Source organism: Chamaesiphon polymorphus CCALA 037 (assembly GCF_003003845.1).
GTDB lineage: Bacteria > Cyanobacteriota > Cyanobacteriia > Cyanobacteriales > Chamaesiphonaceae > Chamaesiphon > Chamaesiphon polymorphus.
The window spans coordinates 1-15,762 of the sequence record NZ_PVWO01000005.1 but is presented as its reverse complement, the minus strand read 5'-3'; the positions used below and the strand labels follow the sequence as shown (position 1 = coordinate 15,762).

Annotated in this window: 17 protein-coding genes and 1 pseudogene; 6 read left to right on the top strand and 12 right to left on the bottom strand. The window is 44.1% G+C overall.

Features of this window, described 5'->3' with window-relative positions; translation table 11 throughout:
• The first annotated feature begins 92 nt into the window (after positions 1 to 92).
• The 3 genes from murB to C7B77_RS00735 all read left to right on the top strand — a co-directional run bounded on the left by murB (position 93) and on the right by C7B77_RS00735 (position 2,949).
• Positions 93 to 1,100 (top strand): UDP-N-acetylmuramate dehydrogenase, encoded by a 1,008-nt coding sequence (gene murB / locus C7B77_RS00745; RefSeq protein WP_219891938.1) that lies wholly within the window; start codon positions 93 to 95, stop codon positions 1,098 to 1,100.
• Positions 1,101 to 1,414: 314 nt separating this feature from the next.
• Positions 1,415 to 1,756: a YbaB/EbfC family nucleoid-associated protein gene (locus C7B77_RS00740; RefSeq protein ID WP_015161751.1), complete on the top strand. Its 342-nt coding sequence runs from the start codon at positions 1,415 to 1,417 to the stop codon at positions 1,754 to 1,756.
• 146 nt (positions 1,757 to 1,902) lie between these two features.
• On the top strand, positions 1,903 to 2,949 hold the full coding sequence (locus C7B77_RS00735) for a potassium channel family protein (RefSeq protein WP_106299408.1): 1,047 nt from the start codon (positions 1,903 to 1,905) through the stop codon (positions 2,947 to 2,949).
• Between the two features lie 73 nt (positions 2,950 to 3,022).
• On the opposite strand, the gene C7B77_RS00730 is transcribed toward C7B77_RS00735, so the two are convergent.
• From C7B77_RS00730 to C7B77_RS00685, 10 genes are all read right to left on the bottom strand, one after another.
• The gene (locus C7B77_RS00730; RefSeq protein ID WP_106299407.1) at positions 3,023 to 3,394 is read right to left on the bottom strand and encodes a hypothetical protein; all 372 of its coding nucleotides are present in this window, start codon (positions 3,392 to 3,394) and stop codon (positions 3,023 to 3,025) included.
• Positions 3,395 to 3,396: 2 nt separating this feature from the next.
• Positions 3,397 to 3,864, bottom strand: coding sequence for a M67 family metallopeptidase (locus C7B77_RS00725; RefSeq protein WP_106299406.1), 468 nt, complete (start codon positions 3,862 to 3,864; stop codon positions 3,397 to 3,399).
• A 20-nt stretch (positions 3,865 to 3,884) separates the two neighbouring features.
• Complete coding sequence (locus C7B77_RS00720) at positions 3,885 to 4,640, bottom strand: PulJ/GspJ family protein (protein ID WP_106299405.1); 756 nt, start codon at positions 4,638 to 4,640, stop codon at positions 3,885 to 3,887.
• Between the two features lie 51 nt (positions 4,641 to 4,691).
• Entirely contained in the window at positions 4,692 to 6,065 is a 1,374-nt protein-coding gene (locus tag C7B77_RS00715; RefSeq protein WP_146138128.1) for a DUF7305 domain-containing protein, read from the bottom strand.
• A 165-nt stretch (positions 6,066 to 6,230) separates the two neighbouring features.
• A complete protein-coding gene (locus C7B77_RS00710) occupies positions 6,231 to 6,719 on the bottom strand; it encodes a GspH/FimT family pseudopilin (RefSeq protein ID WP_106299403.1) in 489 nt (162 codons plus the stop codon).
• Positions 6,697 to 7,311 (bottom strand): type IV pilus modification PilV family protein, encoded by a 615-nt coding sequence (locus tag C7B77_RS00705; RefSeq protein WP_106299402.1) that lies wholly within the window; start codon positions 7,309 to 7,311, stop codon positions 6,697 to 6,699. Before C7B77_RS00705 ends, C7B77_RS00710 begins: the two co-directional genes overlap by 23 nt.
• A gap of 39 nt (positions 7,312 to 7,350) precedes the next feature.
• Positions 7,351 to 7,587, bottom strand: a complete 237-nt coding sequence (gene rpmB / locus C7B77_RS00700; RefSeq protein ID WP_106299401.1) for a 50S ribosomal protein L28 — start codon at positions 7,585 to 7,587, stop codon at positions 7,351 to 7,353.
• 205 nt (positions 7,588 to 7,792) lie between these two features.
• The gene (locus tag C7B77_RS00695) at positions 7,793 to 8,377 is read right to left on the bottom strand and encodes an L-threonylcarbamoyladenylate synthase (RefSeq protein WP_106299400.1); all 585 of its coding nucleotides are present in this window, start codon (positions 8,375 to 8,377) and stop codon (positions 7,793 to 7,795) included.
• A 76-nt stretch (positions 8,378 to 8,453) separates the two neighbouring features.
• Complete coding sequence (gene rsmG, locus C7B77_RS00690) at positions 8,454 to 9,197, bottom strand: 16S rRNA (guanine(527)-N(7))-methyltransferase RsmG (RefSeq protein WP_106299399.1); 744 nt, start codon at positions 9,195 to 9,197, stop codon at positions 8,454 to 8,456.
• A gap of 15 nt (positions 9,198 to 9,212) precedes the next feature.
• Complete coding sequence (locus C7B77_RS00685) at positions 9,213 to 9,581, bottom strand: DMT family transporter (RefSeq protein ID WP_106299398.1); 369 nt, start codon at positions 9,579 to 9,581, stop codon at positions 9,213 to 9,215.
• Positions 9,582 to 9,597: 16 nt separating this feature from the next.
• Here C7B77_RS00685 and C7B77_RS00680 point away from each other — a divergent pair, with 16 nt between their 5' ends.
• Both C7B77_RS00680 and C7B77_RS00675 read left to right on the top strand, forming a co-directional pair.
• The gene (locus C7B77_RS00680) at positions 9,598 to 11,358 is read left to right on the top strand and encodes an ArnT family glycosyltransferase (protein ID WP_106299397.1); all 1,761 of its coding nucleotides are present in this window, start codon (positions 9,598 to 9,600) and stop codon (positions 11,356 to 11,358) included.
• A 128-nt stretch (positions 11,359 to 11,486) separates the two neighbouring features.
• Positions 11,487 to 12,989 carry a glycosyltransferase gene (locus C7B77_RS00675; RefSeq protein WP_106299396.1) on the top strand — a complete coding sequence of 501 codons (1,503 nt, stop codon included), beginning with the start codon at positions 11,487 to 11,489 and terminating at the stop codon, positions 12,987 to 12,989.
• 54 nt (positions 12,990 to 13,043) lie between these two features.
• On the opposite strand, the gene C7B77_RS00670 is transcribed toward C7B77_RS00675, so the two are convergent.
• Positions 13,044 to 13,703, bottom strand: coding sequence for an ABC transporter ATP-binding protein (locus C7B77_RS00670; protein WP_106299395.1), 660 nt, complete (start codon positions 13,701 to 13,703; stop codon positions 13,044 to 13,046).
• Positions 13,704 to 14,003: 300 nt separating this feature from the next.
• Here C7B77_RS00670 and C7B77_RS00665 point away from each other — a divergent pair, with 300 nt between their 5' ends.
• Positions 14,004 to 15,050: a Sll0314/Alr1548 family TPR repeat-containing protein gene (locus C7B77_RS00665; RefSeq protein WP_106299394.1), complete on the top strand. Its 1,047-nt coding sequence runs from the start codon at positions 14,004 to 14,006 to the stop codon at positions 15,048 to 15,050.
• Between the two features lie 162 nt (positions 15,051 to 15,212).
• On the opposite strand, the pseudogene C7B77_RS29515 reads toward C7B77_RS00665, so the two are convergent.
• Positions 15,213 to 15,762: pseudogene (locus C7B77_RS29515) on the bottom strand (transposase); the annotation flags it as partial.

The following is a 15,762-nucleotide window of genomic DNA, read 5'->3' as shown; positions in this document are numbered from 1 at the left end:
CTAATAACTCGATCGACCTAGACCCTAACGTTTGAGACTGCTGCGCTTGAGACTAACCCCCGATTTCAACCACCTACCTTACTTTTTCCACCATGACACTTTCCAAAGATCTTTCGAGCAGCATCAGTACCAAGAAATTGCCCATTGTCAATACGCAGACTCAGCAGTCAGTGGAAATCTCTACCAATACTGATGATGATTTGGAAATTCCAACTAGTTGCCCGATAATTCGAGCGGATGTATCTCTTAAAGGTCTAACAACTTGGAAAGTCGGTGGGTTGGCACAGTGGTATCTCGAACCTCGCACGGTAGCAGAGACGCAACGGGGATTGGCTTGGGCTAAACAGAAAGGATTACCGATTACGATAATTGGAGCCGGATCGAATTTACTAATTAGCGATCGCGGTTTGCAGGGTTTGGTCATCTGCACTCGCCATCTACGGCACGTAAATACTCAGCTCGACAACGACGCTCAAACGATCGTCGCAGATGCGGGTAAAATGGTCGCTAGCCTAGCTTGGCAAGCTGCACGACGGGGTTGGGGTGGAATGGAGTGGGCAGCGGGGATTCCGGGCACTGTAGGCGGTGCTGTGGTGATGAATGCTGGCGCGCACGGGCATAGTACTGAAGAGATTTTCGTCAGTGCAGAGGTAATCAATCTGGATGGCACGATCTCCACACTAACCGCTGCTGACTTAAACTATAGCTACCGCACTTCCAATCTTCAAGGCGATGCCAGGATCGTGTTGAGTGCAAAATTCCAATTGCAAGCAGCCGGAGATCCCGAAGAAGTTAAAGCACGCACGTTCCGCGATCTTGAAAAACGTCACAGCAAACAACCATACGATCGTCCGAGCTGTGGTAGTGTTTTCCGCAACCCCAGTCCCCAGTATGCCGCTGCTTTAATTGAAGGCTTGGGGCTAAAAGGATACCGCATCGGCGATGCCGAAGTATCTACGCTGCACGCTAACTTTATTATCAATCGGAAAGATGCCACGGCCAGCGATATCCGTGCTTTAATTTATTACGTTCAAAGCCAAGTCAAAGCCAATCACGCGATCGAACTCGAACCAGAAGTTAAAATGTTGGGCGAGTTTTAGAATAGGCTTTAGGTTGTAGGCGTTAGGCTTTAGGATTTAGTAGAGTGGCCATTGCCCAACAGCTAGGTTTCAGGAATTGTTTATCTAATGAATATTTGTACCCACCTACTTGTAGCGATTTCGATCGCTCATCTGTATTTGGGTAAAATAATAAAAGAAGGTTCGGTAAGACGGGTAATCTCTTTACCCTAACGCCTAACGCCTAAAACCTAAAGCCTAACCCCTAATTTAGGAACTGACGGATACCCTCACCCCCGAATTCCCTGACTCCAGTAAGATGGGATATTGTTTAGATTGACTAAAGATTAAAGATTATGACTAAAGGACAAGGATTTGGCGGCTTCGGTCTCGGTAAGATGAAAGAACTTGCCGATGCATTCAAGAAAGCCCAACAAGTACAAGAAGATGCGAAAAAGCTCCAAGAGGAATTGGAGCAAATGGAAATTGAAGGACAAGCAGGGGATGTGACTGTAACTTTGAGCGGTAACCAAGAACCACGTAGAGTGAATATCGGTGCCGATGCTGCTGCGAAAAGCCCAGAAGAACTTTCCCAACTAGTTCTGGATGCCATGATGGATGCTTATGACAAATCCACCGCTACCATGCGCGAACGGATGGAACAACTTACTAGCGGATTGAATATTCCTGGATTGTAATTTTAGTTGCTAGTGAGCGATCGGAGTTAATACATAATATGGGTATTGCTAGACTAGATGAGGTCAGCAATACCCATCTTTACTTCAAAGCCTTTGGATCCTTAATTTTGGGTTAATTCTGCCGATCTTTCCCCTTCCCGTTTTTAATGGATTCCGCCGAACAAAAGTATCGTCGCATCAGAACCGATTTGCAAAGAGGTGGATTCGCGCTAGCATTAGTATTTATTGCTGGTACGCTGTGGTACAGTCTCATTGAAGGCTGGCACTGGCTAGATGCAGTATATATGACGGTCATTACCCTGACGACAGTGGGATATGGCGAGACTCATCAATTGGGAGATCGGGGGCGGATCTTTACCATTGCCTTAATTGTAGCTGGGGTGTTGACTATCGGTTATATTGTCAATCGGTTTACCGAAGCGATCGTCGAAGGTTATTTTATAGAAGGTAGAAGAATCGCACAACAACAAAAACTCGTGGACTCTTTAGCAGAACATTTCATTATTTGTGGTTTTGGGAGAATTGGGCGACAAATAGCCACTGAATTTGCAGCGGAGGGCACAAAATTTGTCATCGCTGATGCTAGTAGCGAACAAGTTAGAATAGCCCAATCAGAGGGACATAGTGCGATTCAAGCAGATGCGACTTTAGATGAAACGCTGCTGAAGGTAGGAGTTGAAAAGGCCATTTGTCTGGTAGCGGCTTTGCCTTCTGATGCCGAAAATCTATATATCATTCTCTCTGCCAAAACTCTCAATCCCAACATTCGTGCTATTGCCAGAGCTAGTAATGAGGAAGCCGTGCTCAAGCTCCAACGTGCGGGTGCAGATAAGGTGATCTCTCCATACATTACTGGTGCCAAACGGATGGCGGCGGCGGCTCTACGCCCCCAGGTGATGGATTTTATGGATGGGATAGTTGCTAGCGATCGATCGTTTTATATGGAAGAATTTTTAATCGATGCTCAAACTTGTCCGGTAGCTGGTTTATCGCTCCGCGAGGCGAGATTGCGCTCTCAATCTGGTTCTTTGGTATTGGCAGTCAGACGGCGGGATGGCAATCTGATTGTCGGCCCCACTGGAGAGACAATAATTATGGGTGACGATATGTTGATTTGTATGGGTACGGCAGATCAGTTGCGGGTGTTAAATCAAATTTTAGATCCGCTGACGCCTGTAAGCGAGCGACGTTAAGTTAGTGGATAGTGGATAGTGGATAGTGGATAGTTAGATTTTCAGCACTCGGATCTTGTTTTGATATGAAAAATTAAAGATTGTATCGATCGAGAATAGTTTGAAAAATATCTAGATCGTTTTCTGAAATCTCATAGCCAACTGCTACTACGAGATATCTACTTCCGGCACTTACAATAATAAATATTTTATTTTCAGCCGTTCGATTGGGGAACAGAGAATCGATCGTATTTATTTTTTCAACATTTGCTTCGACGATCTCACAACCTCTGAGTAGTGTAGGTATATTCAGATAAGATACGCCAAAAAATCTGATATCGATATTTGTATTCGCAGGTGGGGTATGATTACTATCAGGACTTTTAGGACTGCGAAGTAGAAGATGATTGTGGCTTGTATGATAATCCCACAATTTAAAAGTTCGATCGATTGTGGATTGATTCATGCTTATCCCTGATGAATTTCTTCTTCCCGAAATATACCATTACAATCTAAAACCCAACTTTGAAAATTGCTAACTTTACCCTGGATAACTGAGACAATTGGATAAGAATAAATATCCCAGGCTCGATCGCGATCGCAACTTGAAGGTATTGCCGGACAATCTGGGTGAGAATGAAAGAAACCGATAATATTTAGTTGTAGATCTCGCCCGCGTTTTTGGGCTTGAAAAATATCTTGAGGTGGAATGGTATAACGGCTGGCTTTAGTGCGATCGAGATTCTCCAACGAAGAGGCTACGCCAAAGACCGATTCTGACTGTTCCCAAGCATTATCTGTCGGAATAACTTCGACAACAGTTTTAGTTAATTTATCGATCGTACCTAATAAAATGCCACAACACTCTTCTGGATAAACATTTTTCGCGTGGTGGTAGATGGATTGAATTTGTGTAGCGTTAATAATGAGTGTCATCCACAGCTAGCCAGAGATAATTAATTACTGCGAGTTACTACTAAAGCATCGATCGAGACACTTTTTGCCGATGAACTCTTTTGTTTATACATCCAAAGTTTAACTGACTTTTCGTCGGGAGCGATACAAGCATAAAATCCCAATCTAGTGCTGATATTGGGGATGGAATAACTGTAACTACTTTCGCAAGCAATACTAGCTTGAGCTGGAGCGACCTCGCTCATCCGATCGACTAACACCTCATTATAATATCCGATCGGATCGGTTGGCGAAATCAGCGCAATATCCTTACCATTGCCATCGCTATAATTACCATTTTGTAATAGTGTTGGCCCCCAACGATAAATTACTCTCTGTCCGCTCCAGACGCTACTAGTAGGCGGCTCTGCTAGATAATAAACAATCGGATTTTTAAGACGGCTACTTGAGGCTGGAATGAGTACCAAAATCGGTTGAATTTCACTACTCCCCGACGCGGGATTGAAATTTTCGATCTTTGTAGTTGGCGTAATCGGCCACGAAATATTTGTCCTCACTTGTCGGGACATTTTGATTTCGTCGGTCATAAAAGCTAGAGCTTGTTCTAGTTCTAGACGATCTGTTGTCTCGATTTGGCTGCGCTGGTTGGCAGTCATTAGTGCATACAATCCAGTTCCTGTCAAGCTAATGACTATTGTCGTAATTGCCAGTGCAATTATCAATTCAATTAAGGTAAATCCACCTCGAGCTAATTGTCTAAGCAGAAGATTGTGAGAACTTTTTTGTCGATCGAGCATCTAATTTATCTGGATGTTGTTAAATGTTATTTACTTAGTACTAGCGATCGACTAATTTTCTACTCTTTGCCAATAACTAATCGGACTGAGTTGCGATGGTTGCTCGATTTTAGCAATTCCAAAATCAGTCCAATTACCCGTTTGAACGATCGGGATCGGACTCGAACTGCTGGTAGAATCCCAGCTATTTACCCAAACGGCACCAGTAATATTTTGGCCGGGATTGGGAGTACTAGAACTGATGTTTTTAGCATCGGCTAGGGGTGCGTGAATAAATGCGGTAATTTCTGCGTTATCTTTGATAGTTAATTTGACGGTTTGGCTGCTGCCATAAATACGTAAATTAGGATTAGCGGAATTGACACCGATGGTTTGACTACCTGCTAAATCGATATTACCTTTAAGATAAAGATTGATTTTTTGATGTGCGGGGATGGTAATTTTGATGCGATCGATATCCTGTAATTTAATTGAGTCTCCGCCAGGAATATCTGTATCTACGAAGTAATGATATTCACCATTCGCATCGGGTGTATCGGTAGATGTAGGTCGCGGTAACTCGATCGAAGTTGTAATTGCCGGGATGGAAGTAGCCGTAGTAGGTGCAATTTTGGGAGTGGGGATATTGACGAATGGATCGGCAATAATTTGACCGCTGGGAATACCGCTAACGATCTCGATATTACTCATATCCACACCTGCAATACCATCGGCGTCTGTCATTGGTAATAGCGGACAAGTTACGCCGCGAATTTGTCCGGTAACTTTTTGGCTGGCATTGAGGTTTAATGTGTTTGCCCAGAGTGCTGGAGGTGCAATTTTTGCCGATTCACTACCGATCGGGATATCAATTTTCAGGGTACTATTGGCAGTATAATCGGTGGTATTGTAAGCATCTATCCTGCCAGCAACTGTTAATTTGCCCACACCATTTTGATATTGATAATCGACGATCTGGTATCTACCTTTATTGCGATCGCTAGGATCTAGATCGATCCAAGTATTATCTTTAAATAAGCCAGCTTGGTATTTGGCAATAGGCAGATCGATCGAGTGACAACCAGCCTGTACACTTGGTAAGGTATCTAACGTAGTTATCCATTGAGCTAAATTTTTAGTAGCGAGTAACTTATGTCGATCGAGAAATGCTTGAAATCTAATCGCGCCTGCTTCAGAAACACTTAACGCTCGATTAGTTTCTCGTTGAGAACTAGTAATATCTCGATCGCTTTGAGAACGCCCGATAATACTAGCTGCAACTATAATCATTACTAAACCCAGTCCCAATGCTAGTGGTACTGAAAATCCAGATTGACTCAGAGATTGACAATCCGTTCGCTTTGTAGTCTTGTTAATCCTGTCAGCATAAGGTTCGATCGAGGCTAAATAATATTTCAAATATGTTGTTAAAAACAATTTTTTCATCGCCATTTTCCCCCTTAAAATTTGTTTTTCGCTTGTTTGTAATAGCTAGCATATCGATCGAATTTGACAGGCAAATAATTATCAACTATCAACTCCCAACTATCAACTCCCAACTATCAACTCCTAACTCCCAACTCCTAACTCCCAACTCCCAACTCCCAACTCTCAACCCGTAAATTTACGGCAGGCATTAGCAGCACTATCGTAAGTGCCCACACGAATGATGCCGAGCGGAGCAGAGACAGTCAAACAGCGAATATAAGGAGAGTTTCTGACTTTTAAAACTATTGTTTTATTAGTAGTTGTATTGCCGCGAATCCCATACTCGATACTATCGGATGCTCCTGTATAGTCCAGATCGATCGGCTGTGGTAGAATTCGATCGTCAGTCAATAAACAGCCTTCTCGACCGACAATTTTACGATTGGCTTTATCTAAAGTCAGAGTGCAACTGCGATTGCGACGGATGGCTTCTCGTTGGGCTTGTTGGAGACTAGCCGTAACTAGATCTGTGGCTTGAGCTAACTTGGCTCGATCGATCGCGGCAATCGTACTAGGAATCGCCATGGCAATTAAAATTCCCACGATCGCTAATACTATTAATGATTCGGTTAAAGTAAAACCGAGATCCTTACTGACATTGAAATGCCGCATCAGGAATGACCTCGGTATAAAAGTGCAAAATCGTGAGTTCTAGGCTCGCTCCACTCGTCGGAGTAACCGTATATTGAATACCCAGTAGCTTGGCTTTGCTATTTTCTGGACTCGATGGAATCCTTAGTTTGCGATCGATTTGAAACGTTTTGCCCGTCTGACTGGTGGCGATTTGGGGTGGGAGCTGATAATCGACTGCACCAGTAATATTGCTGCTGGCTAAATTATCCCTAACTAAATCGGCAAATCCACTATCGATCGTGGCTGGATGACATCGAGATTGATGGGGAGCTAGCGGGATCTGAGTTAGCGTGAGTTGCGATCGCATTTGCTCCAGATCTGCCTGAATCCAGCGATTAGCTTCGGCTAACTGCAAGGATCTGGACTTGAGCAACATGGCGACGACCATGCCTTGCAATGCTACCGCCACAAAGGTGGTAACGAGCAAAATTGCCACGATTACTTCCGAGAGCGTAAAGCCGCCTTCAGCAGTCTGGTTAGTATTACTGTTGCCGATCCGCCACATGGCGAGTCGCCACTTAAATGAGAAATCGAACAAAAATTGAAATCGCTGGGGCTGGATCGTATGCATGAAATTGACAACCAGATACCCCCAGCGGGGGATCTAGAGCTAGAATTTGTTCAGGTTGAGACCTGCATCCTTCGCCATTGCTGCCAAACCTTTGATTTCTAAGGTTTTGATTGCTTTTGTAGACAGTTTTAGCCGCACGAAGCGGTTACCTTCCGCCCACCAAACGCGTTTCCACTGCAAGTTAACTTGTTGCAGTTTTTTGTTACGATTGTGAGCGTGAGAGACTGCCATCCCATTGTTGGCTCTTTTACCTGTCAGTTGACATACGCGAGACATAGAAAACCTCCTACTTGAATACCGTTCGTTTAGTGACGACACAGCATCCTATTGTAGCTAATTTTCGCGCGTCTAAGAAACTGAGAATTTACGGGCATCGAGCAATTGACTACGGATGTAAGTCTAATGCAGTCAATCCTAGCTCGGTATCACAAAATACCACAATCAGCAATTTGTCTGAAATTAGAGCTAAATTAGTCAGCAATTAGCCTGGATTGACAAAATCCACCACGCCTTGTCTGAGTACTTTCCAGCCAGAATTCTGCCATTGAATGACGGTTGAGGGTCGTCCGAGGCTCGGTAGCTCTGGAGCCAGTAGTGCGGCTACTTGGGGGAAATTCTCGCTAATTGCGGCCATTGTGAGTAAGGGTGGCTCTCCCGACAAATTAGCACTAGTCGTTGCCAAGGCTCCGGTTTGACACAGGATCGAGCGAGCGATCTCGCAATCGGGCACGCGCACACCGATTGTCTGAGTTCCGAGTGGGTTCATGGCTGACGGAATCAGATCGGATGCGGGTAAGACCAATGTCAATGCACCAGGCCAATATCGATCGGCAACTGCTTGCCAAATCTCTAGTTCTAGCTGAGTACCGTTGGTGAATTTCCACAAGTCTGCGATCTCACCCGCCATTAAAATTAATGGTTTATCTTGACTTCTTTGTTTAGCTTGAAAAATTAGTTCGGCATGTGTAGGCAGTACCGCTAATGCCGGAACGGTATCGGTAGGAAAACTGACTAAATTACCAGTTTGAGCTGCAACTATTAAACGATCGACAGAAACTAGAGACACTGGCTATAAATGTTGATATATCGATCCAAGTTCTAATTTTACAATATCAACCCGATCGCCAGCAATAAATTCAATCTTACAGTGGTTTTTGGGTAGGAATGCCGACAGCCCGAGGATAATATGGATGCGTATCGGCGATTTTATGTAGATAAATACAGTGCCGGATACTATCGCTCAGGGGAGTATTAAATCGATCGATCTTGCTAATCTCGCCACCTAATTTAGCCACTGCTAACTCTAGAAGATCGGCTTCTTCTTGCGTCCAATTGCCCCGGTATAGGATAGCAGTGCCACCGATTTTGACTAAAGGTAGGGCATACTCCGCACAAACATTTACCGATGCTACCGCCCGAATGAGAGCCAAATCGTATCGATGGCGATGTTGCCGATCTTGTCCGACATCTTCGATTCGACTGACAACTGGATGCACATTTGTCAAGCCAAGTTCGGGAGCGGTAGAGCTAATAAATCCGACTTTTTTGGCAGTAGAATCGACTAATGTCAGTTGCCAATCCGTTCTAGCGATCGCGAGTGGTAAGCCAGGGAAACCAGCACCAGTACCGATATCGATGACTTTAAGTGCCGATGGAATTTTAATTAGTTCGCCAATTCCTCGGATCGAATCCCATAAATGTTTTTCCCAAAATTCTGCTGGTTCGGTAATTCTAGTGAGATTTAATTGTTGGTTGGCAGTAATTACGGCAGTATAGAGAGATTGTAACCGTACTTGTTGCAATTCGGTTGGACACCAATCGGTGGTTTCTTGCCATATTGTTGCTAACTGTGGCAGTTCGGTGTTAGAAATTGAGGAATTATTCATATCTAAATTATCAAATTATTTGTGAGAAACGACTAAAATTACACCGACAGAAATAGCTGCTAAACCAAAAATTTGGCCTAGCGCGATCGACTCGCGAAACCAGAAATGGCCAAGCAAAACTGAGAAAATATAACTGAGAGAGATTGCTGGAGCTGCAACGCTAAGATTGACCCGCGTTAGTAATAATATATAGAAGATCGCCCCAGTACCATAACAAGCTAGCCCGATTAATAACTCTGGAATCGCGATCGTGCTGAGAATGTGACTCAAAAAATTATCGACATCAACTTTACCCAGTTTTGCAGCTCCCAGTTTGAGAAAAAATTGACCGAATACACCTGCTAAAACTGAGATTAGTAGTAAAATTAATTCTGGTAAGGTCACAATAAAGTCCTTGAGTGTGAATATACGCGACTATTTATTACTGTGGAATAGATTTCCCCGATGGAGTTTAGCGATCGTTACCATCCCATTATTATTAGTTAATGGCGACCGTTCTAGTTTGATGCCATATGATGAAGGTTATTATGCCATTCAAGCTCGCTGGATCTGGGAAACTGGTGATTGGTTGACACCGCAATTTTGGGGAACTCCCATTTACGATCGCACGATCGGAATTCAGTGGGCGATTGCGTTAGCTTATCATTTGTTTGGATTGAATGAGTTTAGCGTGCGGCTGCCTAGTGCGATCGCTTGTATCGCGAGTGTATTATTGACGTATGAAATTGGTACGATACTCTTCAACCGTCAAATTGCCTGGTTGGGTGCAGCGATCTTGATGCTGATGGGATTGTGGGTGAGTGAAGCTCATACAGCGCAGCAAAATACAGCATTAGTGGCGATTGAGTTATTAGGCATTTGGGCACTATTACAGATTGCAGATACCCAATCTTCTAGCTTATCATCTTCACCGCGTTTGTTGGCATTTTTCTATCGTAGCATCGAGATTAATTGGGTGTGGGGGCTGCTGGCAGGTGCGACGGTAGGATGGGGATTTCTGCTCAAAGGATTCATGATTTTTGTGCCGATTATCGCTTTATTACCCTATGCGATCGATCGTCAACGATATCGATTATTTTTAACTAATCCAGGAATTTATTTAGGCTTAATTTTAGGAATAGTTCCGACTGGATTATGGCTGATTTCAAGCTGCTACAAACATGGCGGAGCGATGCCCGTGCGAGAACTATTTGGTAAGCTCTTATTTCTGTCTCAAACTAATACTTATAACCCTGGCCCTTTTTATTATCTCTGGATGATGCCCCTAAATATTTTCCCGTGGGCATTATTTAGCGCGATCGGGACAATAGTAATTTGGCGCAAACTTTTAACACTAAATTATTCTACTCTAAGTTTATCAATAGTCTACCCGCTCGCGTTATTTGTTTTATTGAGCTTATTTCGCACGCGAATGATTTATTATATCATGCAAATATTACCATTTATGGCACTACTTGCAGCAGTCGCTTTCATACATTTCACCCAAATTAGCAGTCAAAAATCGAGCTGGTATCGGTTGGTAACTTGGCTCAGTTATGCTTTTAGTGGCTTGGGGATTTTGCTGCCAATCGCGGGAATAATCGTGCTGCTAAATCAGTCTTTTATCAGTATTATAATTACCCCAGAAATTCGGACTTATGCGCTACCCACGATCGTCTTAGGTTGCGGCTGGATGAGTATCGCCAGCTTATGGCAACGGTGGCAACCGGGGAAAATTCCTTACTGGCTGGCTGGTTGGTTTATACCTGCTTGGTTTACCATGTTCAGCTTTGGTTGGGAAAGTGCCTTAGCAGATAAAAGCCCCGAATTTAGAACTGAATTCGAGCGTCTCACAATCGATCGAACGATTGCTACTCAACCCATAAATCTACTGAGCGATACAGTAGCTGCAAATGGTTTTCAACCATCTCAACATCGAGATCGTACTCTTACTATAGACCAGCATAAAACACTAATCCTCTTGAGTTTTTATACTCCAAATTTGGGTAAGCACATCTATAGATTTTCTGATTTACCAGATCGATCCTATGCGTGGACATTGCAGATCTCACCCCAACAGATCGACCAGGCTTTGCCTACGCTACGCGAACGAGTGCGGTTTGTGGATAATATCCAAGGTTGGCACCTAATTCAAAAGATTGGGGAGGTCGATCTCCAATAGCAGATCGCCGATCGTCGGTGGTAGTTAAATTTTATTTATCTGTGCTTGCTATTGTTACTAACGTCTGCTTTTGAAATACTTCAATAAATTACGTTATAATAAAGCACGATTATTTATGAAAAATATCCATGTCCGATCGACTAGTTACCGAGCGCACTCAAACATATTTTGATGCCATCGCCTTCAAGCTAGATTGGTGGGCAAAACGCAATCGATATTATTACCAAGATCTCGATCGATTGCACCAATTTTTAATTCCGGCTGGTAGTAATGTGTTGGAAATTGGCTGTGGAACTGGAAACTTGCTCGCCAAGATCTTACCAAATATCGGTGTGGGGATTGACTTCGCATCTGCGGCGATCGACATCGCCAAAACTAAATATCCCGACTTACATTTTTATTGCCTCAATGCCGAAAATATCCCACTAGCAACTCGTACCAAATATCCATTCCTCGCGACAGAATTTGACTATATTATTCTATCTGGAGTATTGGGCGATCTGACGAATATTCAGCGGGTACTCGAACAGTTGCAACAATTATGCCATCCTCATACTAGATTAGTAATTAATTTTCATAACTTTCTGTGGGAACCGATATTACATCTTGCCGAACGAATTGGACAACGCCGCCCCCAGTCGCCTCAAAATTGGTTGTCGATGCAGGATGTCATCAACTTGTTAAATATTACTGGTTATCAACCAGTCAAAATTGGTAGGCGATTGTTATTGCCTAAATATATCCCAATCTTGTCTAATTTGGTCAATCGATATCTCAGTCATATTCCGATCGTCGATCGTCTAAATTTGACTAATTATATCGTGGCGCGCCAGCAGCTCTATTTTCCTGGGGAGAAGACTTTCTTCTCGGCTGAGGAAAAACGCCACCAACTTCCCACAATCGAGCGTCATTATACTGTAAGCGTCATTATTCCCGCCCGTAACGAAGCCGGAAATATTGCCGCCGCGATCGAGAGATTACCACAATTAGGCAAACATACTGAAGTGATTTTTGTCGAAGGTCATTCTCAAGATGATACGTGGAATAAACTGCAAAATGTAGTCCAAGAATATCGCGGCAATTTTACAATTCATGCTTTCCAACAATCAGGTAAAGGCAAAGGTGATGCCGTGAGATTGGGCTTTGAAAAAGCAACTGGCGATATCTTAATTATCTTAGATGCCGATCTGACAGTACAGCCAGAAGAACTAGTCAATTTTGTCAGTGCGATCGTCAGCGGTAGGGGCGAATTTATCAATGGTTCGCGACTAGTTTATCCCTATTCTCCAGCAGCAATGCCATGGCTGAATACTGTCGCCAACAAGTTTTTCGCTCTGGTTTTTTCCTTTTTATTAGGTCAGAATATCAAAGATACACTGTGCGGCACTAAGGTATTGTGGCGCGAAGATTATCTGCGGATCGTCGCCAATCGTAGTTACTTTGGCGATTTCGATCCCTTTGGTGATTTCGATCTGTTATTTGGTGCGGCCAAATTAAATTTACACATTGTCGAAGTCCCCGTTCGCTACCAACCGCGCACTTATGGCAAGTCAAATATCGCCCACGTCCGCGAGGGTTTAGTATTGCTCAAAATGTGTCTGTACGCGGCTCGCAAGATTAAGTTTGTATGATAGTTGATAGTTGATTATTCCCTTCTATATTTCTGGGTAACAAGATCGACTATCCTAACTAACTCCCGTCAATTTACCATCGCGTAGATTTGCTTCAGTTAATTTTCCGCTCTCGATCTGCCAACATTTATCGGCAATTGCCAATAAATCGCCCGCATCATGAGTGACAATTAGTAGCGTCCATTCTTGTTTGAGCTTGGCAAGCAAACTGACTAACTGCTGGCGCATCGACCAATCTAAGCCCGCTGTAGGCTCGTCTAACAGTAGCAAATGGGGTTGCCGGATTAGTTGTACCGCCAGAGCCAATCGTCGCTGCTGACCGCCGCTGAGGGCGTGAGGAGAGAGCTGTAAAGGCAAATCTGCCAAACCCACCGATTGCAAAGCCTGTTCCACGCGTTCGGCTCCGAGTTCGGGATGTCCCAAGCGTAATTCTTCCACAATGGAGTTGGTGCAAAAATGGCGTTCGGGAAACTGAAATACCAGTCCGCCTAATTGTTGACGTAGTTCGGCATCCAAAACGCGATCTCGCCAATAAACGCCCCCACTGGTACCACTTGCCAATCCTGCTAAAATTTCCAGCAAAGTACTTTTTCCCGAACCGCTCGCACCGATAATCAATCCCAATTGCTGGGGTTGAAGTTCTAAGTTAAGATCCTGAAGGATCGGTCGCTCGGTTGCAGGTGGATGGTAGGAAAGGTGTTTGAGTTTTAGCACGAGTTAGGGAATAGGGGATAGGGGATAGGGAATAGAGTATAGGCGTGCATGGGGGAGGGATGTGGGGACGCTTGCGTCCAAAAATTCACTATCCACTATCCACTATTCACTATCCACTACTTTCCGCTTTGAAGTCTATACTAATACATTGGAACTTCCGATCGACGATCGCGTCCAGGCACTATAGTATATTGCAATTTCTCGATCGCTGGTAGAGGCGGCTGGATTCAAAATTCATCAGTGCCAAGCTACAGACTTTTACCATAACCCGTCTAATCAACTAGTTACTAGCTACTATCAATGAAATTCAAGTTTTCGCTACAGGCTACGATCGCGATCGCGACAGGTGCGGTAATCGCACAATCGGCAATCCTCTCACCCATTAGCCGCTTAAATTTAAATGTTGCCCCAGCCATAGCTGCTAAAAAACCAGCCAAGCCAAATAGTAATATGGTCTTTCCCACCGCTGGGACTAAGACAAAACAGGGTTCTAATGTCGAGAGAGCCAAAGAAGCCATGTTTAGGGATGGCGACTATATTAAAGCCAAGCAATATCTCGATGCCGCACTGCTAACTGAACCCAACGAACCGCTGACTTATGCCATGAGTACGCTCTATCCTTTTAGCTCGGGAGATTACGAGCGCGTCAAGGACTATGGTGAGAAAACTGTCAAAGCTGCCGAAAAATTGACTAAAACCAATGCAATGCGCGGCAACTTGTATCAGGGTGTGGGTTTGGCAATTCTGGCTGCCTACGAAATGAAAAAAGATAATGGCGGTGCCTTGGGTGCTTTGAGCAAGCTTCAGCAGGTATTTGAATTTATCGATAAAGCCAAAAAGCTCGAACCGAATAATTCCGAACTCAATCTGATTAAGGGTTATATGGATCTGTTGTTAGCCGTCAACGTTCCATTCTCCGATACCAATCAGGCGATCGAGCAATTGCAAGGTGCCGAGCCTAGGTATCTAGCCTTGCGCGGCATGTATATCGGTCATCGAGACTTAAAACAGTACGATAAAGCCAGTGTCGCTATTAATGCCGCACTCAAAATCGCTCCGCAAAATCCCGAACTTATCTACTATAAGGCGCAGCTACTCGCCATGCGCGGACGCGAACAGAAAAACGATACCGATCTGCGCGAGTCGATTAAACTCTTTGAAGTAGCTTACCAAAAACGCGATCGCTTAATGCTCTCCACGATCGCCCAAATCCTAACAGGACGCTGTGAAGCCAAAACCGCACTAGCTCGGACTAGTAGCGATGGTTGTTATGGATTTGAAGATCGACTCAAGCAAGACAATCCCAATCTGGTTGTGGGGTTGACGAGGATTCCACCGTTGAATTAGTGAATAGTGGATAGTGGACAGTGGATAGAGCGTGTTGAGATGGTTATTTCTCTGTCGTAAATTTGGACGGCTTAAAATCCTCTATATGCAATGTGTATAGATCGATGTTTTTACTACCCACTATTCACTATTCACTATTCACTATCCACTATTCACTATCCACTAATTCAACGAATAAATATTGCCATCTACCAACAAACACACGATGCCTTTGGCGCGTAGGTGTGAAGTCGTTTTCTGAAAAACCCGACTATCCGGTACCTTAATTACTCGTTGAGTGCGTTGATTGGAGAATCTTTTGGCAACGCGATGATTGTCAAACACGGGTAAAGTGCGTTGCTGGATTTCGTCGCCAGAAATTTGACCGAGATCGGCGAAATCCTTGAGAGGACGGACGATCGGTTCGGCAAACTTATCGATGACGATATAGCAAGTACGCGGCAACGTCGCTTGGGAGAGCGGCGTAACTTGGACGTGCAAGCGATCTTCGGTTAAAAATCGATTGCGATCGAGTTGTTGATAGGCATTTGGAGTAGACTCGTCGATATCGTCATCATCGTCATCGTCATCCTCCTCGCCATCGGCAATTTCTTCGCCAAACATGGCTGCTAAAGCGTTGACGTCTTCCTCTTCACCATCTTCTTCACTGTCATCGCCGATAGTTTCAGCAACCGCTACGGGTGGGGGTGGCGGAGAGTAGCGATCTTTTGAG

Coding starts and splice junctions, on each gene's coding strand:
- murB (WP_219891938.1), top strand. CDS start 93: ATGACACTTTCCAAAGATCTTTCGAGCAGCATCAGTACCAAGAAATTG.
- C7B77_RS00715 (WP_146138128.1), bottom strand. CDS start 6,065: ATGAAAAAATTGTTTTTAACAACATATTTGAAATATTATTTAGCCTCG.
- C7B77_RS00730 (WP_106299407.1), bottom strand. CDS start 3,394: ATGAATCAATCCACAATCGATCGAACTTTTAAATTGTGGGATTATCAT.
- C7B77_RS00740 (WP_015161751.1), top strand. CDS start 1,415: ATGACTAAAGGACAAGGATTTGGCGGCTTCGGTCTCGGTAAGATGAAA.
- rsmG (WP_106299399.1), bottom strand. CDS start 9,197: ATGAATAATTCCTCAATTTCTAACACCGAACTGCCACAGTTAGCAACA.
- C7B77_RS00665 (WP_106299394.1), top strand. CDS start 14,004: ATGAAATTCAAGTTTTCGCTACAGGCTACGATCGCGATCGCGACAGGT.
- rpmB (WP_106299401.1), bottom strand. CDS start 7,587: ATGTCTCGCGTATGTCAACTGACAGGTAAAAGAGCCAACAATGGGATG.
- C7B77_RS00705 (WP_106299402.1), bottom strand. CDS start 7,311: ATGCATACGATCCAGCCCCAGCGATTTCAATTTTTGTTCGATTTCTCA.
- C7B77_RS00735 (WP_106299408.1), top strand. CDS start 1,903: ATGGATTCCGCCGAACAAAAGTATCGTCGCATCAGAACCGATTTGCAA.
- C7B77_RS00675 (WP_106299396.1), top strand. CDS start 11,487: ATGTCCGATCGACTAGTTACCGAGCGCACTCAAACATATTTTGATGCC.
- C7B77_RS00710 (WP_106299403.1), bottom strand. CDS start 6,719: ATGCGGCATTTCAATGTCAGTAAGGATCTCGGTTTTACTTTAACCGAA.
- C7B77_RS00720 (WP_106299405.1), bottom strand. CDS start 4,640: ATGCTCGATCGACAAAAAAGTTCTCACAATCTTCTGCTTAGACAATTA.
- C7B77_RS00725 (WP_106299406.1), bottom strand. CDS start 3,864: ATGACACTCATTATTAACGCTACACAAATTCAATCCATCTACCACCAC.